This window comes from Streptomyces sp. P3 (assembly GCF_003032475.1).
GTDB lineage: Bacteria > Actinomycetota > Actinomycetes > Streptomycetales > Streptomycetaceae > Streptomyces.
Window position 1 is genome coordinate 4,746,492 of record NZ_CP028369.1, and the last position, 23,834, is coordinate 4,770,325.

Below are 23,834 nucleotides of genomic sequence, written 5' to 3' on the forward strand. Positions count from 1 at the left end.
AACACAGACGTTACGTGGCTGTCCGCCAGACTGCCGTGTGGTGCTACCGAGGAGGATCCATCAGCACCGAGCCCCGCATCAACGACCGGATTCGCGTTCCCGAAGTGCGACTTGTCGGTCCCAGTGGCGAGCAGGTCGGCATCGTGCCGCTTGCCAAGGCACTGGAGCTTGCGCAGGAGTACGACCTCGACCTGGTCGAGGTGGCGGCGAGCGCACGCCCGCCGGTCTGCAAGCTCATGGACTACGGGAAGTTCAAGTACGAGTCGGCCATGAAGGCCCGTGAGGCGCGCAAGAACCAGGCGCACACGGTCATCAAGGAAATGAAGCTCCGGCCGAAGATCGACCCGCACGACTACGACACCAAAAAGGGTCACGTCGTCCGGTTCCTCAAGCAGGGCGACAAGGTCAAGATCACGATCATGTTCCGCGGCCGCGAGCAGTCCCGCCCCGAACTGGGGTACCGACTGCTGCAGCGTCTCGCGGAGGACGTCCAGGACCTCGGGTTCATCGAGTCGAACCCGAAGCAGGACGGCCGCAACATGATCATGGTCCTCGGTCCGCACAAGAAGAAGACCGAGGCCATGGCCGAGGCCCGTCAGGCGCAGGAGGCCCGCAAGGCCGAAGCGAAGGCCAACCCGGGCCGTTCGCAGAACGCCGCGGACGCCGACGCCGTGAACGCCGAGGCAGACGTCGAAGCAGACGTCGAGGCCCCTGCCGAGGCTTCCGCCGAGGCGTGATCCACGGGGCGCGAGCCCTGAGGGCGTATCCGATACAAGCGACGTTCCACCGTGCCCGGTTTCACGACCGGGCACCGGAACGCCACCGACGAGGAGAGAACGGCGCTATGCCGAAGAACAAGTCGCACAGCGGTGCCAGTAAGCGCTTCAAGATCACCGGCTCCGGCAAGGTGCTCCGTGAGCGCGCCGGCAAGCGCCACCTGCTCGAGCACAAGTCGTCCCGCGTGACGCGTCGCCTCACCGGCAACGCCGAGATGGCCCCGGGCGACGCCGCGAAGATCAAGAAGCTTCTCGGCAAGTGACGTCAGGCGCAACCATCGCGCCTGATCCCTGACCGGGACCCAATCGTTTCCGGGTCGTGTGAGTCCAACCGCGGCCCCGCTACAAGGAGTTAACAAGTGGCACGCGTCAAGCGGGCAGTCAACGCCCACAAGAAGCGCCGGGCGATCCTCGAGGCGGCCTCCGGCTACCGCGGTCAGCGTTCGCGCCTGTACCGCAAGGCCAAGGAGCAGGTCACCCACTCGCTGGTCTACAACTACAACGACCGCAAGAAGCGCAAGGGCGACTTCCGTCAGCTGTGGATCCAGCGCATCAACGCTGCGGCCCGCCAGAACGGCATGACGTACAACCGCCTCATCCAGGGTCTGAAGGCCGCGAACATCGAGGTCGACCGCAAGATCCTGGCCGAGCTGGCCGTCAACGACGCCACCGCGTTCGCCGCGCTGGTCGAGGTCGCGCAGAAGGCCCTCCCCGCGGACGTGAACGCGCCCAAGGCCGCGTGACACCGCGCTGGCCCAGGCCGGACGTGACCGAAGGACCCGCAGGTTCCAGCCTGCGGGTCCTTTGCTGCTGCGGCCCGCTGAGGCGTGGGTCGACCGCAGCTTCCCTCCGTTCGGATGCGGGCCGCCGGTGGCCGGTCGCGCAGTTCCCCGCGCCCCCCAGGTCGGACCACTCGCGCCGGCCGAAAGCCAATTGAGTAGCGAAGGTGAACATGCCCCCCGCCAACCCCGAGCTGATCTCCCCCCGTTCCCCCCGGGTGGCCGCCGCCCGGCGGCTTGCCCGGCGGAACTTCCGGGGGAAGGAGCGGCTGTTCCTTGCCGAGGGGCCGCAGGCCGTGCGGGAGGCGGCGGGGTACGGCAAGGAGACGCTGGTCGAACTGTTCGCCACCGTCGAGGCCGCGGAGCGGTACGCCGACATCGTGGGGGAGGCAAGGACGGCCGGCGCCCGCGTCCACCTCGCCGACGAGCAGGTCATCGCGGAGATCTCCACGACCGTCACCCCGCAGGGGCTCGTGGGCGTCTGCCGGTTCGTCGACACGCCCTTCGAGGAGATCCTCGCCGCCCGGCCCCGGCTCGTCGCCGTCCTGGCCCATGTGCGCGACCCCGGCAACGCCGGCACCGTCCTGCGCTGCGCCGACGCCGCCGGCGCCGACGCCGTCGTCCTCACCGACGCGTCCGTCGACCTGTACAACCCCAAGGCCGTCCGGGCCTCCGTCGGCTCCCTCTTCCACCTGCCCGTCGCCGTCGGCGTCCCCGTCGAACAGGCCGTGGCCGGACTGAAGGCGGCCGGGGTGCGCGTCCTCGCCGCCGACGGCGCCGGCGACCACGACCTCGACGACGAGCTCGACCGGCGCACCATGGGCGGGCCCACCGCCTGGGTCTTCGGCAACGAGGCGTGGGGCCTGCCGGAGGAGACGCGGGCCCTCGCGGACGCCGTCGTGCGGGTTCCGATCCACGGAAGGGCGGAGAGCCTGAACCTCGCGACCGCCGCCGCCGTATGTCTCTACGCATCGGCCCGTGCACAGCGCGCCTTCGGAGGGTGCCGCTCCGTCACCGACAGCTAGTAGGGTGGCGTGCTCGGGGATCCTCGTCTGGGAGGTGGGGTACGGGGATGAGTGTCGGCACGAACAGCGCACCGGGAGCGGCTCGACCCGCCGGTGACCTGGCCGAACTCGGCGTGGACCCCGACGACCTGCCCGACGGGCTCGTGGTCGCCGACGAGCACGGGCACGTCGTCTGCTTCAACGCCGCCGCCCAGCGCATCACCGCCGTCGCCGCCGCGGACGCCCTCGGACAGCGCCTCGAGGCGGCCCTGCCGCTGGAGGACCTCGAAGGCCGCCGCTGGTGGCAGCTCACCGACCCCTACGGCGGCCTCGCCATCCGCGTCGGCCAGCCCGAGCGCAACCTGCTGCTGCCGGGCGGACGCGAGGTGCTCGTCTCGGTGCGCTACGTCCGCACCGGACCCACCGGACCCGTCCGCCGGGTCGTCGTCTCGATCCGCGACACCGAGGCCCGCCGCCGCACCGAACGCAGCCACGCCGAGCTGATCGCCACCGTCGCCCACGAACTGCGCTCACCCCTCACCTCGGTCAAGGGGTTCACCGCCACCCTGCTCGCCAAGTGGTCGCGGTTCACCGACGACCAGAAACGGCTGATGCTGGAGACCGTCGACGCCGACGCCGACCGGGTCACCCGTCTCATCGCCGAACTGCTGGACATCTCGCGCATCGACTCGGGGCGGCTGGAGGTGCGCCGCCAGCCCGTCGACATGGGCGCCGCCGTGGGTCGGCACATCCAGGCGTACGTGGCCGCCGGACAGCCCGCCGACCGGTTCCTGTTGCGCCTCGAACAACCGCTGCCCGCCCTGTGGGCCGACCCCGACAAGGTCGACCAGGTCCTCAGCAACCTCATCGAAAATGCGGTGCGCCACGGCGAGGGAACCGTCACCATTGACGTCACGCCCGCCGCGTCTCCCCGTGAGGGGGAGGAAACCGGTACCGCGGTCACCGTGAGCGACGAGGGCGCAGGCATCCCGGAGGACTCCATGAACCGCGTGTTCACCCGCTTCTGGCGGGGCAGCAAGCGCGGCGGCACGGGCCTCGGGCTGTACATCGTCAAGGGCATCGTCGAAGCCCACGGCGGCGTCATCACCGTCGGCCGCGCCCCGGGCGGCGGCGCGGAGTTCCGATTTACGTTGCCCGTGAGCACTCCGGCGTATCTCACCTGAGAACGGCCGGGCGGCCCGCGGGCGCGTTCGCACACCTCCACCCCGTTAGACTCGGCCTTTGGCACCTTTGTGTCCCAGGGACGGCCCTCTGACCTCTGCGTGAGTCGGTGACGGGGACCTTCAGCCAGCCAATCGGAAGACACGGGAAGAGATGTCGGCACCGAATAAGTCGTACGACCCGGTAGAGGTCGAGGCCTTGAAACCGGAAGAGATCGAGCGCATGCGGGACGAGGCGCTCGCCGCCTTCGCCGCCGCGGACTCCCTCGACGCGCTCCAGGAGGCCAAGGTCGCCCACACCGGCGGCGCCTCCCCGCTGGCCCTGGCCAACCGCGAGATCGGCGCGCTGCCGCCGCACGCCAAGGCCGCCGCGGGCAAGCTGGTCGGTCAGGCCCGGGGCGCCGTGAACAAGGCCCTCGGCACGCGTCAGGAGGAGCTGGAGGCCGAGCGCGACCAGCGCGTCCTGGTCGAGGAGGCGGTGGACGTCTCACTGCCCTACGACCGCGTGCCGGCCGGCGCCCGCCATCCGCTCACCACACTGTCGGAGCGCATCGAGGACGTCTTCGTGGCCATGGGCTACGAGGTCGCCGAGGGCCCACAGGTCGAGGCCGAGTGGTTCAACTTCGACGCTCTCAACATCGGGCCGGACCACCCGGCCCGCGGCGAGGCCGACACCTTCTTCGTGCAGGGCCAGGGCGGCGGCACCGAGTCCGGCGTCGTGCTGCGCACCCACACCTCGCCCGTGCAGATCCGCTCGCTGCTGTCGCGGGAGCTGCCGGTGTACGTGATCTGCCCCGGTCGCGTGTACCGCACCGACGAGCTGGACGCCACGCACACCCCGGTCTTCCACCAGGTCGAGCTGCTCGCCGTCGACGAGGGCCTGACCATGGCCGACCTCAAGGGCACCCTGGACCACATGGTCCAGTCGCTGTTCGGCGAGGGCATGAAGACCCGGCTGCGGCCGAACTTCTTCCCGTTCACCGAGCCGTCCGCCGAGATGGACATGGTGTGCTACGTCTGCCGCGGCGAGTCCGTCGGCAACCCCGACCGTCCCTGCCGCACCTGCTCCAGCGAGGGCTGGATCGAGCTGGGCGGCTGCGGCATGGTCAACCCCAAGGTGCTGGCCGCCTGCGGCGTCGACCCGGAGAAGTACAGCGGGTTCGCCTTCGGGTTCGGCATCGAGCGGATGCTGATGTTCCGCCACAACGTCGAAGACATGCGAGACATGGTCGAGGGTGACGTCCGGTTCACCCGGCCGTTCGGGATGGAGATCTGATGCGGGTCCCGCTTTCCTGGCTGCGGGAGTACGTCGACCTGCCGGCCACCGAGACCGGCCGTGACGTGCAGGCCAAGCTCGTGTCGGCGGGCCTCGAGGTCGAGACCGTCGAGCACCTCGGAGCCGACCTGAAGGGCCCGCTCGTCGTGGGCCGGGTGCTCACGATCGAGGAGCTCGAGGGCTTCAAGAAGCCGATCCGCTTCTGCACCGTCGACGTCGGCACCGCCAACGGCACGGGCGAGCCGCAGGAGATCGTCTGCGGTGCCCGCAACTTCGCCGTCGGCGACAAGGTCGTCGTGGTCCTCCCGGGCGCCGTGCTGCCCGGCGGGTTCGCGATCGCCGCGCGCAAGACGTACGGCAAGACGTCCCACGGCATGATCTGCTCCGGCGACGAGCTGGGCATGGGCGACGACGGCAGCCACGGCATCATCGTGCTGCCGCCGGAGACCGAGGTCGGCAAGGACGCCATCGAGCTGCTCGAGCTGGTCGACGAGGTGCTGGACATCGCCGTCACCGCCAACCGCGGCGACTGCCTGTCCCTGCGCGGGGTCGCCCGCGAGGCCGCCATCGCCTACGGTCTGCCGCTGCGCGACCCGGCGCTGATCGACGTACCGGCGCCCAACGCCTTCGGCTACCCCGTGCAGGTGTCCGAGCCGATGGGCTGCGACCGCTTCACGGCCCGCACCGTCAGCGGTCTGAGCCCCGAGGCGCGCTCCCCGATCTGGCTGAAGCGCCGGCTGCAGAAGGTCGGCATGCGCCCGATCTCGCTCGCCGTCGACGTCACGAACTACGTGATGATGGAGCTCGGCCAGCCGCTGCACGCCTACGACCGCAGCCTGGTCCAGGGCACGATCGGCGTCCGCCGGGCCGCGGAGGGCGAGCGGATCGTCACCCTCGACGGGGTGACCCGCACGCTGCACGCCGAGGACCTGGTCATCACCGACGACCGCGGTCCCATCGGTCTGGCCGGCGTCATGGGCGGCGCCGACACGGAGATCGCCGACCACGACGCCTTCGAGAACGGGGGGAACTCCACCGGAGACGTGGTCATCGAGGCCGCCCACTTCGACGCGGTGTCGATCGCGCGCACCGCCCGTCGGCACAAGCTGTCCTCGGAGGCATCGCGCCGCTTCGAGCGCGGCGTCGACCCGCAGGCCGCGGCGGCCGCCGCGCAGCGCACGGTCGACCTGCTGGTGCTGCTGGCCGGCGGCACGGCCGACGCGGGCGTCACGGAGGTCGTCGCGCCGTCCGCCCCGCACACCGTCAGCGTTCCGGCCGACCATCCGGACAGGGTCGCGGGCGTGGTGTACGGCCGCGAGACCGTCGTGCGCCGGCTGCAGGAGATCGGCTGCGACGTCTACGGGCAGGACGAGCTGATCGTCACCGTCCCGTCCTGGCGGCCGGACCTCGCCGAGGCCAACGACCTGGCGGAGGAGGTCATCCGGCTGGAGGGCTACGAGAACCTGCCGTCCACGCTGCCCAAGCCGCCGTCGGGCCGCGGTCTCACCCACCGCCAGCGGCTGCACCGCCGCGTCGGCCGCGCGCTGGCGGGCGCCGGCTACGTCGAGGCGCCGAACTACCCGTTCGTGGGCGAGCAGGTCTTCGACCAGCTCGGGCTCGACGCCGACGACCCGGCCCGCCGTGTCGTGCGCCTCACCAACCCGCTCAACGACGAGGAGCCCGCGCTCCGCACGTCGCTGCTGCCGGGGCTGCTGGCCGCGCTGCGGCGCAACGACGGCCGGGGCTCGCACGACCTGGCCCTCTTCGAGACGGGTCTGGTCTTCCTCCCGCGCGAGGAGCAGGGCGTCGCCGGTCAGCTGCCGGTCGACCGCCGTCCCACCGACGAGGAGCTGGCGTCGCTGGACGCCGTGCTGCCCGAGCAGCCGCGCCATGTCGCCGTCGTCCTCGCGGGCGCCCGCGAGCAGGCCGGCTGGTGGGGCAGGGGCCGTCCGGCGGACTGGGCCGACGCCGTCGAGGCGGCACGCACGGTCGCCCGGGAAGCCGGCGTCGAACTGATCGTCCGCAAGGGTCAGTACGGGCCGTGGCATCCCGGCCGGTGCGCCGAGTTCGTGGCGGTCGTGGACGGCGCGGAGCAGGTCGTCGGTCACGCGGGCGAGCTGCACCCGCGGGTGCTGAAGGCGCTGAGTCTGCCCGCCCGCACCTGTGCGATGGAGCTGGACCTCGACGTCCTCGAGGAGGTCGGCGACGACACCCCGCAGGCGCCGGGCATCTCCACCTTCCCCGTCGCCACGCAGGACGTCGCCCTCGTCGTCGACGGGTTCGTCCCGCACGCCGAGGTCGAGGCCGCGCTGCGCGAGGGCGCGGGCGAACTGCTGGAGGGCATCCGGCTGTTCGACGTGTACGAGAACGCGGAGCAGTTGGGCGACGGGCGCAAGTCGCTCGCCTACGCGCTCCGTTTCCGTGCCGGCGACCGGACGCTGACGGTCGACGAGGCGTCGGCGGCGAGGGACGCGGCGGTGGCCCTGGCCGGCGAGCGCACCGGAGCCGTCCTGCGCGGCTGACCACGGCGGACCACACGGGCGGCGCGGCCTCCTCACCCCTGCGCAGGGGCGGGGGACCGCGCCGTCGGCCGTGTGACCCGAAATCGCCGGACCGTCGCTTTTCGAGGGGGAGCCGACGGCCCGGCGAACCCCTTACGAGGCATTTAAGTCAAACCGACCGGAAACGCTCGGCGACAGCGCGCACACCCGGTGATTGCACGCATTCCGTTCGCACCCCGTGTGAAGCCCGGGCCACTAGGCTGACGGCACCGAGGTACCGGGGGGCCATCCATGCAGCCCAACACTCTGCTCGACGCGATCCTGGACGAGGCGGGCATCTCGCACGCGGGTCTCGCCGCCCACGTCAACCAGGCCGGCCGAGCCCGCGGACTGGCCCTGCGCTACGAGCACACGGCGGTGGCCCGGTGGCTGAAGGGGCAGCGGCCGAGGGGCCAGGTGCCCGACCTGATCTGCGAGGTGCTCGCGGGCCGGCTGCACCGTCCGGTCACCCTCGACGACATCGGGCTCGGCGTCCCCGGCGAGTCGTCCGCCCCGCACGGCACCTCGCTCTCCGGGTTCGTCGAGCGGGCCACCGCGCTGTGGCGCTCCGACGAGCAGCAGCGCCCGCACATCCTGGGCGCGCCCGCCGTCACCGGCACGCCTGCCGTGATGCCGGTCTGGGAGTGGGAGAACCCGCCGGAGGACGTGGACGTCTCGCGCGGCGGCCGGCATCGCGTCACCTCCGCCGACCTGGAGATGCTGCGGGCCGCCCGCACCCACTACGAGCAGCTGTACCGCAAGGCCGGCGGCATCGCGACCCGCAGCCGCATCGTCGGCTTCCTGAACGCCGAGGCCGCCCCGCTGCTGCGCGGCAGCTACACCGACGAGACGGGCCGTCAACTGCACCGTGCGACCGGCGGGTTGGTGGCGGTCGCCGGGATCTGCGCGTACGACTCGGACGCGCACGGGCTGGCCCAGCGCTACTTCCACCAGGCGCTCAGACTGGCGAAGGCCAGCGGGGACCGCGGGCTCGGGGCCTACGTCATCGCCCTTCTCGTCAACCAGTCGCTGTACGTGCGGGAGTACCGGCAGGCGGTCGCCTTCGCGGAGGCCGCGCTGCGGGCGGCCGGCAAGCACATCACGCCCGCTCTCGCCTCGGACCTGTACGCGATGCAGGCCAAGGCGTACGCCCACCTCGGCGACGGTACGAGTGCCCTGTCGTGCATCCGGCGTGCCGAGACGACCGCGGACCGCATCCTGCGCGGACGCGAGCCGGACGAGACCGGCTATGTCCAGCCGGGCCTGGTCAACGTCCAGGTGGCGGAGGCGCTGCTCAGTCTCGGCGACCTGGCCGCGGCCGCCGAGCACGCGGCGGCCGCCGTAGGCACCCCGGCGCACGACCGGGGGCGGGTGCACCGGCTGGCCATGCTCAGCACGATCGAGCTGCGGCAGGGCAATGCCGACAAGGCGGTGGTCACCGCGATGGAGATGGCCGAACAGGCCCGGGGGATGGAGTCGCAGCGACTGCGCGACAGACTCCGGGCGGTGCGCGAACACCTGGTGCGCAGTGGTTGCGCGGGCACGGCCGAGGCCGCCGAGCTCATCGACGGGGCGCTGCGCGTACCGCTGTAGACGGGACCGGCCGCCACCGTCGCCGCATGGTTCCTGCTGCGATATTGCCACTTACTCGACGGAAGGTGGCAGAACCGTGCAGTGGACAAAACAGAACGAGCAGATTGTGTATGAAAACCGCTGGTTCAGCGTCAATCTGGCAGATGTGGAGCTGCCCGACGGTCGGCACCTCGACCACTTCCTCATACGGCTGAGGCCGGTCGCCGTGGCCACGGTCGTGAACGCGGCGAACGAGGCGCTCCTGCTGTGGCGGCACCGTTTCATCACCGACAGCTGGGGCTGGGAGCTGGCGGCGGGCGTGGTCGAGGACGGCGAGGACGTCGCCCGCGCCGCCGCCCGGGAACTCGAGGAGGAGACCGGCTGGCGGCCGGGGCCGCTGCGCCACCTGATGAGCGTGGAGCCGTCCAACGGGCTCACCGACGCCGTCCACCACATCTACTGGTCGGACCGCGGGGAGTACGTCGGGCACCCGGTGGACGACTTCGAGTCGGACCGGCGGGAGTGGGTTCCCCTGAAGGCCGTCCCCGACCTGGTCGCCCGGGGGGAGGTCCCGGCCGCCAACATGGCGGCGGCGTTGATGTTGCTGCACCACCTCAGGATCGGCTGAGCGTGGCGCCGGACCCCGCGGGCCCGCCCGCGCGGCGGCCGGCTCGGCCAGGATCTCCGACGGTGCCGGGTCGTCGATCGCGGCGACGGGGAAGACAGGCGGCTCCGCGCCTCGGCGGGCAGGTCCGGTCGGCGCGGGTTCGCCGGTGAGGTGGCGCTCGACCGCGCGGTGCACGACGCGGGCCGGGTGGACAGGGCTACGCGCTCTGGGTCAGCAGACCGGCGTCGATGACCTCAGCGACGAGGGTGGCGCCGCGGCTGTTCTGGTGGATGTGGTCGGTCGTGAGCACGAGATTTCGCCGCCGCGAGATCGTGTCGAGGCTGCGGCGCAGCACCGCGTGCTGCACGAGGACGCCGATGCCCGCCGCGGGCGTCACCTCCCGGAAGGAAATCGGCGGCGGGTCCGCTTGGCGCAGTTCCTCCACTTGGCGTTCGTGGAGCGGAAGGTAGGCCACCTCGTCGGTGGCGGCGACCTCGGCGATCATCCGGCTGTACGCGTGCGTACCTCGGTCACACCCCCATGCCGGGCGGGTGGACGCCGAGGGCCCGGCGCTCCGCGAAGCGCCGGGCCCGTCGCGTGCCGCGCCGGCGGTCAGTACGTGTAGAAGCCCGAGCCGGTCTTGCGGCCGAGGCGGCCGGCGTCGACCATGCGCTGGAGCAGCGGGGGAGCGGCGTACAGCGGCTCCTTGTACTCGTCGTACATGCTCTGCGCCACCGAGGCCACGGTGTCCAGGCCGATCAGGTCGGACAGCTTCAGCGGGCCCATCGGGTGGGCGCAGCCCATCTCCATGCCGTTGTCGATGTCCTCGCGGCTGGCGATGCCCGTCTCGAACATCCGGATCGCGGAGAGCAGATACGGGATCAGCAGGGCGTTGACCACGAAGCCGGAGCGGTCCTGGGCGCGGATCGCGTGCTTGCCCAGCACCTTCTCCGCGAACAGCTGCGCGCGGCCGAGCGTGCCCTCGGAGGTGGTCAGCGCCGGGATCAGCTCGACCAGCTTCTGCACCGGGGCTGGGTTGAAGAAGTGGATGCCGACGACCTGGTCGGGCCGCGAGGTGGCGACCGCCAGCTTCACCAGTGGGATGGAGGAGGTGTTGGAGGCCAGGATCGCGTCCGGGCGGGTCACCACCTGGTCGAGGACCTGGAAGATCTCCGTCTTCACCTGCTCGTTCTCCACCACCGCCTCGACGACCAGGTCGCGGTCGGCGAACTCGCCGAGGTCCGTGGTGAAGCTCAGGCGCGCCAGCGTCGCGTCGCGCTCCTCCTCGGAGATCTTGCCGCGCTCGGCGGCCTTGGCCAGGGAGTTGAACAGCCGGGTACGGCCGATCTCCAGGGCTTCGCCGGTGGTCTCGGCGACCTTGACGTCGAGACCGGCGCGGGCGCAGACCTCGGCGATGCCCGCCCCCATCTGGCCGCAGCCCACCACTCCGATCCGTTCGATGTCGGTCACATCGTCCCTTTCGCCGCGCTGACTTCGTTGGCAGGGGCACGCCCCACCGGATTCCGGCAGGCCTGCTCCGATCGTGCACGTTACTAGCAAGTATCGATGATCGATCGTCGGGGTGGGGGCATGCTGGGGCCGGACACGATCCGTGACCGTACGGATCCGCGGAGTATGTGGGGATGTGTGCGATGGGGCGACTGACCCGGCGGGCGTTCGCGCTGGCAGCGCTGTCGGCCTTTACCACGACGGGTGCGGCGGCGGCTCCCGCGGGGGAGCGAAGAGCGACGGCCGAGATGCGGGGGATGTGGCTGGCGACCGTCTCCAACCGGGACTGGCCCTCCCGCCCGGGCCTGTCCGCCGCAACGCAGCGCGCCGAACTGATCGAACTGCTCGACCTGGCGGTCGGCAGACGGCTCAACACGGTGGTCTTCCAGGTGCGGCCCACGGCCGACGCGCTGTGGCCCTCGCCGTACGAGCCGTGGTCCCAGGTGCTCACCGGCGTCCAAGGGCGCTCGCCCGGCTGGGACCCGCTGGGCACGGCCGTCACGGAGGCCCACGCACGCGGACTGCAGCTGCACGCATGGTTCAACCCGTACCGGGTCGCCACCCACGACGACCCCGCGAGGCTCGTCGCCTCCCACCCCGCGCGCAGGCACCCGGACTGGGTGGTCCCGTTCGGCGGGAGGCTGTACTACAACCCCGGTCTGCCCGAGGTCCGCGCCTTCGTCCAGGACGCCATCCTGGACGCGGTCCGCAAGTACCCCGTGGACGCCGTGCACTTCGACGACTACTTCTACCCCTACCCGGTGGCCGGCCAGACCTTCGACGACGAGGCCGCCTACGACGCCCATGGCGGCGACTTCTCCAGCCGGGCCGCCTGGCGGCGCGACAACGTCGACCGGCTGGTGCTGGAGACCGCCGCCCGGATCAAGGCCGTACGGCCCACGACGCAGTTCGGCGTCAGCCCGTTCGGGGTGTGGCGCAACGCCTCCACCGATCCGCGCGGCTCCGCCACCCGGGCGCTGCAGTCGTACGACGACATCCATGCCGACACCCGCAAGTGGGTGCGCGAGGGCTGGATCGACTACGTCGTGCCGCAGCTGTACTGGAACATCGGGCTGTCGGCCGCCGACTACGCCAAGCTCGTGCCCTGGTGGGCGGAGGTCGCCAAGGGCAGCCGCACACGTCTGTACATCGGCGAGGCCCTCTACCGGGCGGGCGATCCCACGCAGCCCGCGGCCTGGCAGGACCCGGCCGAGCTGTCCGAACACCTCGACCTGGCGGCCCGGCACCCCGAGGTGCGCGGGCACGTCTTCTTCGCCGCCCAGGACGTGCGGACCGACCGGATCGGGGCGATGGCGCGGGTGGTCGCCGACCACTACCCCAAACGGGCGGCGCCTCCACGCTGAGCCGCGGCCGCGGAGCCTCCGCCGGTCGTCACGGCCGGGGCTCCCCGGCCGTCCTGTGGCGGATCTCGGTGTCGGGGCCGGGTGAGCACACGCCGACGTGCCCGTCCTCGAAGCGGACGCGGTACGGGGGGTTGCCCGCCTGGCCCATCACCTCGAGGATCTCGCCGACCTTGTCGTGTTGCCCGACCACCCTGCCGTGCTGGACGAACTGGTCGCCCTCGGTTGCGCGCATCTGTGGGCCTCCTCAACGGGTGCGGGAGCGGCGGCGCGTTCTGCGACTAACCGCGCGCCCGCTGTGTGACGGCGATGCAGACGAGCACGGCTGCCGCCGTCAGCGGAGCGGCGGCGGTGAGGTGCTCGCCCAGCAGCAGCACCGACCACACCAGTGTGAGCAGCGGCTGGGCCAACTGCAACTGGCTGGCCCTGGGAACGCCGATGGCCGCCATGCCCCGGTACCAGACCACGAGGCCGAGGAACTGCGAGCCCGCCGCGACCCACAGCAGCCCCGCCACGCCGTGCGCGCTCGGGTGGACGCTTTCGTGGGCGAGCGCGACCCAGGCCGCGGGCACGCCGACGGGCAGGCACAGCACCAGCGCCCAGCCGATGACCTGCCAGCCCGGCATCACCCGGGCCAGCCTGCCGCCCTCGGTGTAGCCGGCCGCGCACACCAGGAGCGCCCCGAACAGATACAGGTCGGCCGTGGTCAGGGCTCCGCCGCTCTGCTGCGCGGTGAACGCGGCCACCGCGCAGGCGCCGGCCAGGGCGGCCGCCCAGAACGTGCGGGACGGCCGCACGCCGGTGCGCAGGGCGGACAACAGCGCCGTCGTCAACGGCAGCAGACCGACGACGACGGCGGCGTGCGCGGTGGTGGACGTCCGCAGCGCGAGCGTGGTGAGCAGCGGAAAGCCGACGACCACCCCGCCGGCGACGACGGCGAGGCCCGCCCAGTGCCGCCGCGCGGGCGGCGGGACGCGCAGCGCGAGCAGACAGGCGCCCGCGATCAGGGCGGCCAGGACGCTGCGCACGGCCACCAGCGACCACGGGCCGAAGCCTTCGAGGCCCCAGGCGGTGGCGGGGAAGGTGAGGGAGAAGGCGACGACGCCGAGGGCGGCCTGCAGGGTGCCGTGACCGCCTGGCCGAGAGGTGCTGACCGCTATCGCCGACCGGGTAGTAGCGCTACTCTGTACTGTCATGCAAGAGCGTAGCAGTGTGGGTGAACTGGCGGATCGACTGCGTGGGGAGCTCGACCGCTACTCCCCCGGTGGAAAGCTCCCGTCGAGCCGGGCCCTGGTGGAGCGATTCCGGGTGAGCCCGGTGACCGTCTCCCGGGCGCTGGCGCAGTTGGCCGCCGAGGGCCTGGTGGTGACCCGGCCCGGCGCCGGGGCCTTCCGGACCCGGCCGACGCGTGCCACGGCCGCGCCGCCGGCGGACACCTCCTGGCAGGAGGTCGCGCTGAGCGCCGACGGCGCCGCCGACCTGGTCCCGCGCTCGGTGGACGCCTCGGGCGTCACGGTGTCGCTGGCCGCTCCGCCACCCGGTGTGATCGAGTTCAACGGCGGCTATCTGCACCCCTCGCTGCAGCCGGAACGCGCGATGGCGGCGGCCCTGGCGAGAGCCGGGCGGCGTCCCGGAGCCTGGGGGCGGCCGCCCATGGAAGGGCTGCCGGAGCTGCGCGAGTGGTTCGCCCGGACCATCGGCGGCACGCTCACCGCCGCCGAGGTGCTGGTGAGCGCGGGCGGCCAGGCCGCGCTCACCACCGCCCTGCGCGCCCTCGCCCCGCCCGGCGCCCCGGCCCTCGTCGAGTCGCCGACGTACCCCGGCATGCTGGCGATCGCCCGGTCGGCCGGGCTGCGCCCGGTGCCGGTGCCGGTCGACGCGGACGGGGTGCGGCCGCAGCTGCTCGCCGACGCGTTCCGGGCCACCGGCGCCCGGGTCTTCGTCTGCCAGCCGCTGTTCCAGAACCCGACCGGCGCCGTGCTCGCCGCCGACCGGCGCCCGCAGGTGCTCCGCATCGCCCGGGAGGCGGGCGCGTTCGTCGTCGAGGACGACTTCGTGCGCCGGCTCGCCCACGAGGACGCCGGGCAACTGCCGAGACCGCTGGTCGCCGACGACCCCGACGGCGTCGTCGTCCACGTCGGTTCGCTGACCAAGGCGACCTCGCCGAGCTTGCGGGTCAGCGCGCTGGCCGCGCGCGGGCCGGTTCTGGAGCGGCTGCGCGCCATCCAGGTCGTCGACACCTTCTTCGTGCCCCGCCCGCTGCAGGAGGCGGCGCTCGAACTCGTCGGCTCGCCCGCCTGGCCCCGCCATCTGCGGACCGTCGCGGCCGAGCTGCGGGCCCGGCGCGACGCGATGGCCTCCGCGCTGCGGCTGCGGCTGCCCGGACTCGACCTGCCGCACATCCCGTCCGGCGGCTACCACCTGTGGCTGCGGCTGCCCGACGGAGCCGGGGACGCCTCGCGGGCCGTCGGCTCCCAGACGGAGGCGGCGTTCACGGCCGCCGCCCTGCGGGCCGGCGTCGCCCTCGCTCCCGGCCGCCCCTACTTCAGCGCCGAACCCCCGGCCGCCCATGTGCGGCTGAGCTTCGCCGCCGTCGCCGGGGTGGAGGAGATCGCCGAGGGGGTGCGGCGGCTGCGGGCGGCGTACGACGAGACGCTGCCCGCAAACCGTTCGACAGCGTGAGCGGCCTCCTGTGAGGATCCGGCCATGACTGCCACGAACGCCAGGAACGTCACCCCGCCCCTCGCCGAGGAATACGAGATCTCCACCGACCCCGCCCGCGTCGACGCCGGGCGTGTGCACCGCTGGCTGTCCACGGACGCGTACTGGGCGATCGGCCGCGAGCGGGAGAAGCAGGACCGGGCGATCGACGCCTCGCTGAACTTCGGCGTGTACGACACGGCGTCGGGGGAGCAGGTCGCCTACGCGCGGGTCGTGACGGACCTCGCGACCTTCGCCTGGCTGTGCGACGTCTACGTGGACCGGGCGGCGCGGGGGAAGGGCATCGGGACCGCGCTCGTCGCCGCCGTCCGGGACCACCTGCGCCCCCACGACCTGCGCCGCATCCTGCTCGCCACCCACGACGCGCACGGGGTGTACCGGCAGGTCGGCTTCGAGACGCTGGAGAAGCCGGACCACTGGATGGCGCTGATCTTCGACCAGACCGGCCCGGCGTGACGCCACTGTTTTCCGGCGACTTGTCCAAAGAGCCCTGGACCCGTCGGTAAGTTTTCTTCCGGTCGTCCGCCGACATCTCTTGACCTGCGCAGTTGCGCGGCTCACCATCACCGCATGCCACTTCGGGTCACCTTCGTCGCCGCCGCTCGCAGCTCCCCGCTGCTCGCGGAACGCTTCGAGGACGACCGGCCGCTGGACCAGGCGGGCTGGGGCGAGGTGCAGCGCGCGGCCGCCGAACTGATCCCGCTGGCCGCCGCCGAACTGCGCTACTGCTCGCCGACGCCGCGCAGCCGGGCCACCGGGGACGCGCTCGGATACGCGCCGCTGGTGCAGCTCGCGCTGCGGGACTGCGACATGGGCCGCTGGCGCGGTTTCACGCTCGGCGAGGCGATGGCGCGGGAGCCGCAGGCCGTGGACGCCTGGCTCGCCGACCCCCTCGCCACTCCGCACGGCGGCGAGTCCCTGCTCGGGTTCATCTCCCGGGTGGGCGGCTGGCTCGACACCCGGCCGGTGGAGGACGGCTGCCGTGTCGTCGCCGTCGCCGAGCCGAGCGTGATCCGTGCCGCCCTGGTGTACGCACTCAAGGCACCGCCCTCGACGTACTGGAACATCGACGTGCGCCCGCTGTCCACGACCACCGTCACCGGCCGCGGGGGCCGTTGGAACCTCCGCCTCGAAGGGGCTCCGGCTCAGCCCACGCGCGCGTAGCCGGCGACGAGGACCAGGTCCCCTGCGGGGCCGGCCGGGCACGGCCCTCGCCGCCCCTCGGGCCCCGCACCGACCGCTCCGCCCGCCGGCTCCCGGCGACGTGCGCCGGCCTGTCCGGCGACGGCCGGAACTCGCCCATGGGGCGCCGCCCGCCGTCACCCCCGCCGCCGCACGCCCCATTGACGTGCCTCGTTCACCTCCCTATCTTGCCGTTCGCAGTGCTGATCATCGTCTGATATTTCGAACAACTCGCAGGACAACTCGCACCACCGAGCCGCGGAGTTATTCATGTCACGCAGCACCACCCCCACAACCCCCGTCACCCGCGCGCGCTGGAGAATCGGCCTTCCCCTCACGGCCCTGCTGACCGCCGCCGCGCTGCTCCCAGCCCCGGCCCACGCCGAGTCCGTGACCGACTACACCATCGCCGTCGATCCGTCCGCCAAGGGCGCGAAGATCGACGACACGATGTACGGCGTCTTCTTCGAGGACATCAACCGGGCGGCGGACGGCGGTCTGTACGCCGAACTCGTGCAGAACCGGTCCTTCGAGTACGCCGCCGTCGACAACAGGTCGTACACCCCGCTGACGTCCTGGACGGTCGAGGGCGCGGCCCAGGTCCTGAACGACGCCGGCCGTCTCAACGACCGCAACCGCAACTACCTCTCGCTGGGTGCCGGATCGTCCGTGACGAACTCCGGGTACAACACCGGCGTCCGGGTCGAGCAGGGCAAGAAGTACGACTTCTCGGTGTGGGCCCGCGCCGAGAACGGCAGCACCCTCACCGTGAGCCTCCAGGACGCCGACGGCCCGCTGGCCACCGCCCGCACGGTGGCCGCGCGCGCCGGCGGCTGGGTCCGCTACCGGGCCTCCTTCACCGCCGCCCGCACCAGCAGCAACGGCCGTCTGACGGTGGGCTCCTCGGCCGCGGCCGCCCTCGACATGGTGTCGCTGTTCCCCCGGGACACCTACCGCAACGAGCCCAACGGGCTGCGCAAGGACCTGGCCGAGAAGGTCGCCGCCCTGCACCCGGGCTTCGTGCGCTTCCCCGGCGGCTGCCTGGTGAACACCGGTTCCATGCAGGACTACAGCGAGGCCTCCGGCTGGCAGCGCGCCCGCTCCTACCAGTGGAAGGACACCGTCGGGCCCGTCGAGCAGCGCGCCGTCAACTCCAACTTCTGGGGCTACAACCAGAGTTACGGCCTCGGCTACTACGAGTACTTCCGCTTCGCCGAGGATGTCGGCGCGATGCCGCTGCCCGTGGTCCCCGCCCTGGTCACCGGCTGCGGCCAGAACAAGGCCGTGGTCGACGACGCGCTGCTGAAGCGGCACATCCAGGACACCCTGGACCTCATCGAGTTCGCCAACGGCCCGGTCACCTCCACCTGGGGCAGGAAGCGCGCGCAGATGGGCCACCCGGGGCCCTTCGGCCTCACCCACCTCGAGGTCGGCAACGAGGAGAACCTGCCCGCCGAGTTCTTCGCCCGCTTCAAGGAGTTCCGCGCCGCGATCGAGGCGAAGTACCCGGACGTCACGGTCGTCTCCAACTCCGGTCCCGACGACTCCGGTTCGACCTTCGACACGGCCTGGCAGCTCAACCGGGACGCCAAGGTCGACATGGTCGACGAGCACTACTACAACAGTCCGCAGTGGTTCCTGCAGAACAACGACCGCTACGACTCCTACGACCGCAGCGGCCCGAAGGTCTTCCTCGGCGAGTACGCCTCCCAGGGCAACGCCTTCAAGAACGGCCTGGCCGAGGCCGCGTTCATGACCGGCCTCGAACGCAACGCCGACGTCGTCAAGCTCGCCTCCTACGCGCCGCTGTTCGCCAACGAGGACTACGTCCAGTGGCGCCCCGACCTGGTGTGGTTCAACAACCACGCCTCCTGGAACTCCGCCAACTACGAGGTCCAGAAGCTGTTCATGACCAACGTCGGCGACCGCGTGGTGCCCTCGACGGCCTCCGCCACGCCCTCCCTCCAGGGCCCGATCACGGGCGCCGTCGGCCTGTCGACCTGGGCGACGAGCGCCGCGTACGACGACGTGAAGGTGACCGGCGTGGACGGTGCGACGCTGCTGAGCGACGACTTCTCCGGTGACGCCGCGCGGTGGACGCACACCGGCGGCGGCAGCTGGTCGCTGCAGGACGGGCAGTACGTGCAGACCGACGCCGCCGCCGAGAACACCATGGTCTCGGCCGGTGACACCGCATGGCACGACTACGACCTGCATGTGAAGGCCACCAAGAAGTCCGGCAAGGAAGGCTTCCTCGTCGCGTTCGGCGTCAAGGACACCGGCAACTACTACTGGTGGAACCTGGGCGGCTGGAACAACACCCAGTCCGCCGTCGAGCAGGCGGTGGACGGCGGAAAGTCGACGCTGATCTCCAAGGCCGGGTCCGTCGAGACGGGCCGCGCCTACGACGTCGACGTCAGGGTGCGCGGCCGCCAGGTCACCCTCTACCTGGACGGCCAGGAGTGGGGCAGCTTCACCGACGACAAGCCGGCCGAGCCGTTCCGCCAGGTCGTCACCGAGGACCGCAGGACCGGTGACCTGATCGTCAAGGTCGTCAACGCCCAGGCCTCGGGCGCCCGCACGGCGATCGACCTGGGCCGCGCCAAGGTCGCCTCCACGGCGCGGGCGACCACCCTCGCCGCGGCCCCGGACGCGGTCAACACGGAGACCGGGACGCCGGTCGCCCCGGTGACCTCCACCGTCACCGGGATCGCGGGGAAGTTCACCTACACCTTCCCGGCGAACTCGATCACCTTCCTGCGGATCAGGCAGCGGTAGCGGGCCCGGCGGGCGCGGGCGGCCACCGCTCACGCCCGCCGGACGTCCCGCGCCCCCCGGTCGACCTTGTGCCGGAACCGGCCCCGTGCCGGAACCGGCCGGTCCGCGATCGTGCCGCCGGCCGGGTCCAGGCCAGCCGGCGGTGTCACGGCGATCACCGGGCCGAGGTTAGGCGGGAGGCGGGAGCGGGCAAAGATCACTCCGGGCCGCCTCTGCATGGATTGCATAAACGTGCATAGAAACGTATAGTCATGCCATCCAGGAGGAGGAGTCATGGTGGTACGTGCGGCGGTGGCCGGAGCGAGCGGGTACGCGGGCGGAGAGCTGCTGCGTCTGCTCCTCGCGCACCCCGAGGTCGAGATCGGCGCCCTGACCGGCCATTCCAGCGCGGGGCAGAAGCTGGGCGCGCTCCAGCCGCACCTGCTGCCGCTGGCCGACCGCGTGCTCCAGGAGACCACCCGCGAGGTCCTCGCCGGACACGACGTCGTCTTCCTCGCCCTCCCGCACGGCCAGTCAGCGGCCGTGGCCGAGCAACTCGGCCCGGAAGTCCTCGTCATCGACATGGGCGCCGACTTCCGGCTGCAGGACCCGGCCGACTGGGAACGGTTCTACGGCTCCGCGCACGCCGGGACCTGGCCCTACGGCCTCCCCGAACTGCCGGGCGGCCGCGCGGCGCTGGAGGGGTCCAAGCGCATCGCGGTCCCCGGCTGCTATCCGACGGCCGTCTCGCTCGCGCTCTTCCCGGCGTACGCGGCGGGCCTGACCGAGCCGGAGGCCGTGATCGTCGCCGCCTCCGGCACCTCCGGGGCCGGCAAGGCGCCCAAGCCGCACCTGCTGGGCTCCGAGGTCATGGGGTCCATGTCGCCGTACGGCGTGGGCGGCGGTCACCGGCACACCCCGGAGATGATCCAGAACCTCAGCACCGCCGCGGGGGAGCCGGTCTCCGTCTCGTTCACCCCGACCCTCGCGCCGATGTCCCGCGGCATTCTCGCCACGTGCAGCGCCAAGGCGAAGCCCGGCGTCACCGCCGAGTCCGTGCGCGCCGCCTACGCCAAGGCCTTCGCCGACGAGCCGTTCGTCCATCTCCTCCCCGAGGGGCAGTGGCCCGCGACGGCGTCCGTCTACGGCTCCAACGCCGTTCAGGTGCAGGTCGCCCACGACCCGGCGGCGGGCCGCGTCATCGTCGTCAGCGCCATCGACAACCTGACCAAGGGCACCGCCGGAGGCGCCCTGCAGAGCATGAACATCGCCCTCGGCCTCGACGAGACCACCGGGCTTTCCACGATCGGAGTCGCACCGTGAGCGTCACGGCAGCCAAGGGATTCACGGCGGCCGGCATCGCCGCCGGAATCAAGGAGAACGGCAACCCGGACCTGGCCCTCGTGGTCAACACCGGGCCCCGCCGCGCCGCCGCCGGCGTCTTCACCTCCAACCGCGTGAAGGCCGCGCCCGTGCTGTGGTCCGAGCAGGTCCTCAAGAGCGGCGAGCTGACCGCCGTCGTGCTGAACTCCGGTGGCGCCAACGCGTGTACGGGACCCAAGGGGTTCCAGGACACGCACGCGACGGCCGAGAAGGTCGCCGAGGTGCTGGAGATCGGTGCGGGCGAGGTCGCCGTCGCCTCCACCGGCCTCATCGGCGTCCTGCTCCCGATGGACAAGCTGCTGCCGGGCATCGAGACCGCCGCGGGCCGGCTCTCCGAGCACGGCGGCGAGAAGGCCGCCATCGCCATCAAGACGACGGACACCGTCCACAAGACGTCCGTGGCCCGGGGCGAGGGCTGGAGCGTCGGCGGCATGGCCAAGGGCGCCGGCATGCTCGCCCCCGGCCTCGCCACCATGCTGGTCGTCCTCACCACCGACGCCGACCTCGACAGCGGGACCCTGGACAAGGCGCTGCGCGACGCCACCCGGGTCACCTTCGACCGCGTCGACTCCGACGGCTGCATGTCGACCAACGACACCGTGCTGCTGCTGGCCTCCGGCGCCTCCGGCGTCACTCCGTCGTACGAGGAGTTCGCCGCGGCCGTGCGCAGCGTGTGCGACGACCTCGGCCAGCAGCTCATCCGGGACGCCGAGGGCGCCAGCAAGGACATCAAGGTCGAGGTCGTGGGCGCCGCCAGCGAGGACGACGCCGTCGAGGTGGGCCGCTCGATCGCCCGCAACAACCTCCTCAAGTGCGCCGTGCACGGAGAGGACCCCAACTGGGGCCGGGTGCTCTCCGCGATCGGCACCACCTCCGCCGCCTTCGAGCCCGACCGGCTCAACGTCGCCATCAACGGCGTCTGGGTCTGCCGGAACGGAGGGGTCGGCGAGGACCGCGACCGGGTCGACATGCGCTACCGCGAGGTGCACATCGTCGCCGACCTGGCCGCCGGCTCGGAGTCGGCCGTCATCTGGACCAACGACCTGACCGCCGACTACGTCCACGAGAACAGCGCGTACTCCTCATGAGCAACACGACCCGCAAACACACCGCGCTCCCCAAGGCCCAGATCCTCATCGAGGCGCTGCCCTGGCTGGTCCGCCACAACGGCAAGACCGTCGTCATCAAGTTCGGCGGCAACGCCATGATCGACGAGGACCTGAAGGCCGCCTTCGCGCAGGACGTCGTCTTCCTGCACAACGCCGGCATCAGGCCGGTCGTCGTGCACGGCGGCGGCCCGCAGATCAGCGCCGCCCTCGACCGGCACGGCATCGTCAGCGAGTTCAAGGCCGGACTGCGCGTCACCACCGAAGAGGCGATGGACGTCGTACGGATGGTGCTCGCCGGGCAGGTCCAGCGCGAACTGGTCGGCCTGCTCAACCAGCACGGCCCGCTCGCCGTCGGACTGACCGGCGAGGACGCGCACACCATCACCGCCACCAAGCACCAGCCGCAGATCGACGGCGAGTCGGTCGACATCGGGCGGGTCGGCGAGATCACCGCGATCGACACGGGCGCCATCGAGGCCCTGCTCGCCGACGGCCGCATCCCGGTCGTCTCGTCGATCGCCCGCTCACAGGACGACGGACATGTCTACAACGTCAATGCTGATACGGCGGCTGCGGCACTCGCTGCTGCTCTGGGCGCCGAAACCCTCATGGTCCTCACGGACGTCGAGGGCCTCTACGAGGACTGGCCCAACAGCGACGAGGTGATCAGCCGCCTCACCGCCTCCCAACTGGAGAAGCTGCTGCCGGAGTTGAGCTCCGGCATGGTCCCGAAGATGGAGGGCTGCCTGCACGCGGTGCGAGGCGGTGTGAACACCGCCCGGGTCATCGACGGGCGCGTCCAGCACTCGATCCTGCTGGAGATCTTCACCGACGAAGGCATCGGCACGATGGTCGTGCCGGACGGACAGGGGGAGCCGTGAGCGACGCCAACCAGGAACTGACCGCGCGGTGGCAGAGCGCGTTCATGAACAACTACGGCACCCCGCTGCTGCCCCTGGCGCGCGGCGAGGGCAGCCGGGTCTGGGACGCCGACGGCAACGAGTACCTCGACTTCGTCGGCGGCATCGCGGTCAACGCCCTCGGCCACGCCCACCCGGCCGTCGTCGAGGCCGTGAGCCGGCAGATCGGCTCCCTCGGCCACATCTCCAACTTCTTCATGGCCGAGCCGACCGTCGCGCTCGCCGAACGGCTGCTGCGGCACTTCGGCCGGGACGGCAGGGTCTTCTTCTGCAACTCGGGCGCCGAGGCGAACGAGGCCGCCTTCAAGATCGGCCGGCTGACCGGGCGGACCGCAATGGTCGCCACCGAGGGCGCCTTCCACGGCCGGACCATGGGCGCGCTCGCGCTCACCGGCCAGCAGGGCAAGCGGGAGCCGTTCCTGCCGCTGCCCGGCGACGTCACCCACGTGCCGTTCGGCGACGCCCAGGCACTGGCCGCCGCCGTCACCGAGGAGACCGCGCTCGTCGTCCTCGAGCCGGTCCAGGGCGAGCTGGGCGTCGTCGTGCCACCCGCCGGGTATCTGAAGGCCGCCCGCGCCATCACCGCCGCGACCGGCGCGCTGCTGGTCCTCGACGAGGTGCAGACCGGCGTCGGCCGGACCGGGCAGTGGTTCGAGTACCAGTCCCACGAGGGCGTCCTGCCGGACGTCGTCACCCTGGCGAAGGGTCTCGGCGGCGGACTGCCGCTGGGCGCGACGGTCGCCTTCGGACGGGCTGCGGACCTGCTGCAGCCGGGCCAGCACGGGACCACCTTCGGCGGCAATCCGGTCGCCTGTGCGGCCGGCCTCGCCGTCCTCGAGACGATCGAGAACGAGGGGCTGCTGGAGAACGTCAAGCGGCAGAGCGAGAAGCTGCGGGACGGAATCGAGGCCGTCGGCCACCCGTTGATCGACTATGTCCGGGGCGCCGGCCTCCTCCTGGGTATCGTGCTCACCGAGCCCCTCGCACCCCAGGTGCGCCAGGCGGCTCAGGAGGCCGGGTTCCTGGTGAACGTGCCCGCCCCCGACGTCATCCGGCTGATGCCGCCGCTGAACCTCGGCGACGACGAGGCGGAGGTGTTCCTCGGGGCGCTGCCCGGCATCCTCGACGCAGTGAACGGGGACCGATCCGGAGAATGA

At 71.9% G+C, this 23,834-nt stretch carries 21 protein-coding genes and 1 pseudogene; 18 read left to right on the forward strand and 4 right to left on the reverse strand.

The annotated features are described in order from the left end of the window. Window positions 1–35 precede the first annotated feature (35 nt). From infC to C6376_RS21410, 9 genes are all read left to right on the forward strand, one after another. Window positions 36–737, forward strand: coding sequence for a translation initiation factor IF-3 (gene infC, locus C6376_RS21370; protein ID WP_079041356.1), 702 nt, complete (start codon window positions 36–38; stop codon window positions 735–737). Window positions 738–844: 107 nt separating this feature from the next. Then, entirely contained in the window at window positions 845–1,039 is a 195-nt protein-coding gene (gene rpmI, locus C6376_RS21375; protein WP_003977225.1) for a 50S ribosomal protein L35, read from the forward strand. Between the two features lie 96 nt (window positions 1,040–1,135). Next, window positions 1,136–1,519: a 50S ribosomal protein L20 gene (gene rplT, locus C6376_RS21380; protein ID WP_057580434.1), complete on the forward strand. Its 384-nt coding sequence runs from the start codon at window positions 1,136–1,138 to the stop codon at window positions 1,517–1,519. Between the two features lie 209 nt (window positions 1,520–1,728). Continuing rightward, window positions 1,729–2,580, forward strand: a complete 852-nt coding sequence (locus C6376_RS21385) for an RNA methyltransferase (RefSeq protein ID WP_107449092.1) — start codon at window positions 1,729–1,731, stop codon at window positions 2,578–2,580. Between the two features lie 47 nt (window positions 2,581–2,627). Next, complete coding sequence (locus C6376_RS21390; protein WP_107444908.1) at window positions 2,628–3,743, forward strand: ATP-binding protein; 1,116 nt, start codon at window positions 2,628–2,630, stop codon at window positions 3,741–3,743. Window positions 3,744–3,894: 151 nt separating this feature from the next. Then, on the forward strand, window positions 3,895–5,016 hold the full coding sequence (pheS, locus tag C6376_RS21395) for a phenylalanine--tRNA ligase subunit alpha (protein ID WP_107444909.1): 1,122 nt from the start codon (window positions 3,895–3,897) through the stop codon (window positions 5,014–5,016). Next, entirely contained in the window at window positions 5,016–7,538 is a 2,523-nt protein-coding gene (gene pheT / locus C6376_RS21400) for a phenylalanine--tRNA ligase subunit beta (RefSeq protein WP_107444910.1), read from the forward strand. Before pheS ends, pheT begins: the two co-directional genes overlap by 1 nt. Before the next feature lie 270 nt (window positions 7,539–7,808). Then, window positions 7,809–9,149, forward strand: a complete 1,341-nt coding sequence (locus C6376_RS21405) for a transcriptional regulator (RefSeq protein WP_107444911.1) — start codon at window positions 7,809–7,811, stop codon at window positions 9,147–9,149. 76 nt (window positions 9,150–9,225) lie between these two features. Beyond that, window positions 9,226–9,756 (forward strand): NUDIX hydrolase, encoded by a 531-nt coding sequence (locus C6376_RS21410; RefSeq protein WP_107444912.1) that lies wholly within the window; start codon window positions 9,226–9,228, stop codon window positions 9,754–9,756. A gap of 196 nt (window positions 9,757–9,952) precedes the next feature. Here the strand turns inward: C6376_RS21410 and C6376_RS21420 are convergent. Together C6376_RS21420 and C6376_RS21425 are read right to left on the reverse strand one after the other, a co-directional pair. Continuing rightward, window positions 9,953–10,252: pseudogene (locus tag C6376_RS21420) on the reverse strand (SGNH/GDSL hydrolase family protein); the annotation flags it as partial. Between the two features lie 95 nt (window positions 10,253–10,347). After that, window positions 10,348–11,205 carry a 3-hydroxybutyryl-CoA dehydrogenase gene (locus tag C6376_RS21425; RefSeq protein ID WP_107444913.1) on the reverse strand — a complete coding sequence of 286 codons (858 nt, stop codon included), beginning with the start codon at window positions 11,203–11,205 and terminating at the stop codon, window positions 10,348–10,350. 182 nt (window positions 11,206–11,387) lie between these two features. On the opposite strand from C6376_RS21425, the gene C6376_RS21430 reads away from it, so the two are divergent. After that, window positions 11,388–12,608 (forward strand): glycoside hydrolase family 10 protein, encoded by a 1,221-nt coding sequence (locus C6376_RS21430; protein ID WP_107444914.1) that lies wholly within the window; start codon window positions 11,388–11,390, stop codon window positions 12,606–12,608. 28 nt (window positions 12,609–12,636) lie between these two features. On the opposite strand, the gene C6376_RS21435 is transcribed toward C6376_RS21430, so the two are convergent. Together C6376_RS21435 and C6376_RS21440 are read right to left on the reverse strand one after the other, a co-directional pair. Then, window positions 12,637–12,840 carry a DUF1918 domain-containing protein gene (locus tag C6376_RS21435; RefSeq protein WP_057580426.1) on the reverse strand — a complete coding sequence of 68 codons (204 nt, stop codon included), beginning with the start codon at window positions 12,838–12,840 and terminating at the stop codon, window positions 12,637–12,639. A gap of 46 nt (window positions 12,841–12,886) precedes the next feature. Further along, a complete protein-coding gene (locus C6376_RS21440) occupies window positions 12,887–13,801 on the reverse strand; it encodes a DMT family transporter (protein WP_107444915.1) in 915 nt (304 codons plus the stop codon). On the opposite strand from C6376_RS21440, the gene C6376_RS21445 reads away from it, so the two are divergent. The 8 genes from C6376_RS21445 to C6376_RS21480 all read left to right on the forward strand — a co-directional run bounded on the left by C6376_RS21445 (window position 13,800) and on the right by C6376_RS21480 (window position 23,834). Continuing rightward, complete coding sequence (locus C6376_RS21445; RefSeq protein WP_173985700.1) at window positions 13,800–15,287, forward strand: PLP-dependent aminotransferase family protein; 1,488 nt, start codon at window positions 13,800–13,802, stop codon at window positions 15,285–15,287. The two genes, C6376_RS21440 and C6376_RS21445, sit on opposite strands and share 2 nt — an antisense overlap. 24 nt (window positions 15,288–15,311) lie before the next feature. Beyond that, complete coding sequence (locus C6376_RS21450; RefSeq protein WP_107444917.1) at window positions 15,312–15,782, forward strand: GNAT family N-acetyltransferase; 471 nt, start codon at window positions 15,312–15,314, stop codon at window positions 15,780–15,782. Window positions 15,783–15,896: 114 nt separating this feature from the next. Beyond that, complete coding sequence (locus tag C6376_RS21455) at window positions 15,897–16,490, forward strand: histidine phosphatase family protein (protein ID WP_107444918.1); 594 nt, start codon at window positions 15,897–15,899, stop codon at window positions 16,488–16,490. A 288-nt stretch (window positions 16,491–16,778) separates the two neighbouring features. Beyond that, window positions 16,779–19,286 carry an alpha-L-arabinofuranosidase C-terminal domain-containing protein gene (locus tag C6376_RS21460; protein ID WP_107444919.1) on the forward strand — a complete coding sequence of 836 codons (2,508 nt, stop codon included), beginning with the start codon at window positions 16,779–16,781 and terminating at the stop codon, window positions 19,284–19,286. Between the two features lie 273 nt (window positions 19,287–19,559). Beyond that, complete coding sequence (gene argC, locus C6376_RS21465) at window positions 19,560–20,588, forward strand: N-acetyl-gamma-glutamyl-phosphate reductase (RefSeq protein WP_107444920.1); 1,029 nt, start codon at window positions 19,560–19,562, stop codon at window positions 20,586–20,588. Next, the gene (gene argJ, locus C6376_RS21470) at window positions 20,585–21,736 is read left to right on the forward strand and encodes a bifunctional glutamate N-acetyltransferase/amino-acid acetyltransferase ArgJ (protein ID WP_107444921.1); all 1,152 of its coding nucleotides are present in this window, start codon (window positions 20,585–20,587) and stop codon (window positions 21,734–21,736) included. The genes argC and argJ overlap by 4 nt, the downstream gene beginning before the upstream one ends. Next, complete coding sequence (argB, locus tag C6376_RS21475) at window positions 21,733–22,638, forward strand: acetylglutamate kinase (protein WP_107444922.1); 906 nt, start codon at window positions 21,733–21,735, stop codon at window positions 22,636–22,638. Before argJ ends, argB begins: the two co-directional genes overlap by 4 nt. Beyond that, window positions 22,635–23,834, forward strand: coding sequence for an acetylornithine transaminase (locus C6376_RS21480; RefSeq protein ID WP_107444923.1), 1,200 nt, complete (start codon window positions 22,635–22,637; stop codon window positions 23,832–23,834). The genes argB and C6376_RS21480 overlap by 4 nt, the downstream gene beginning before the upstream one ends.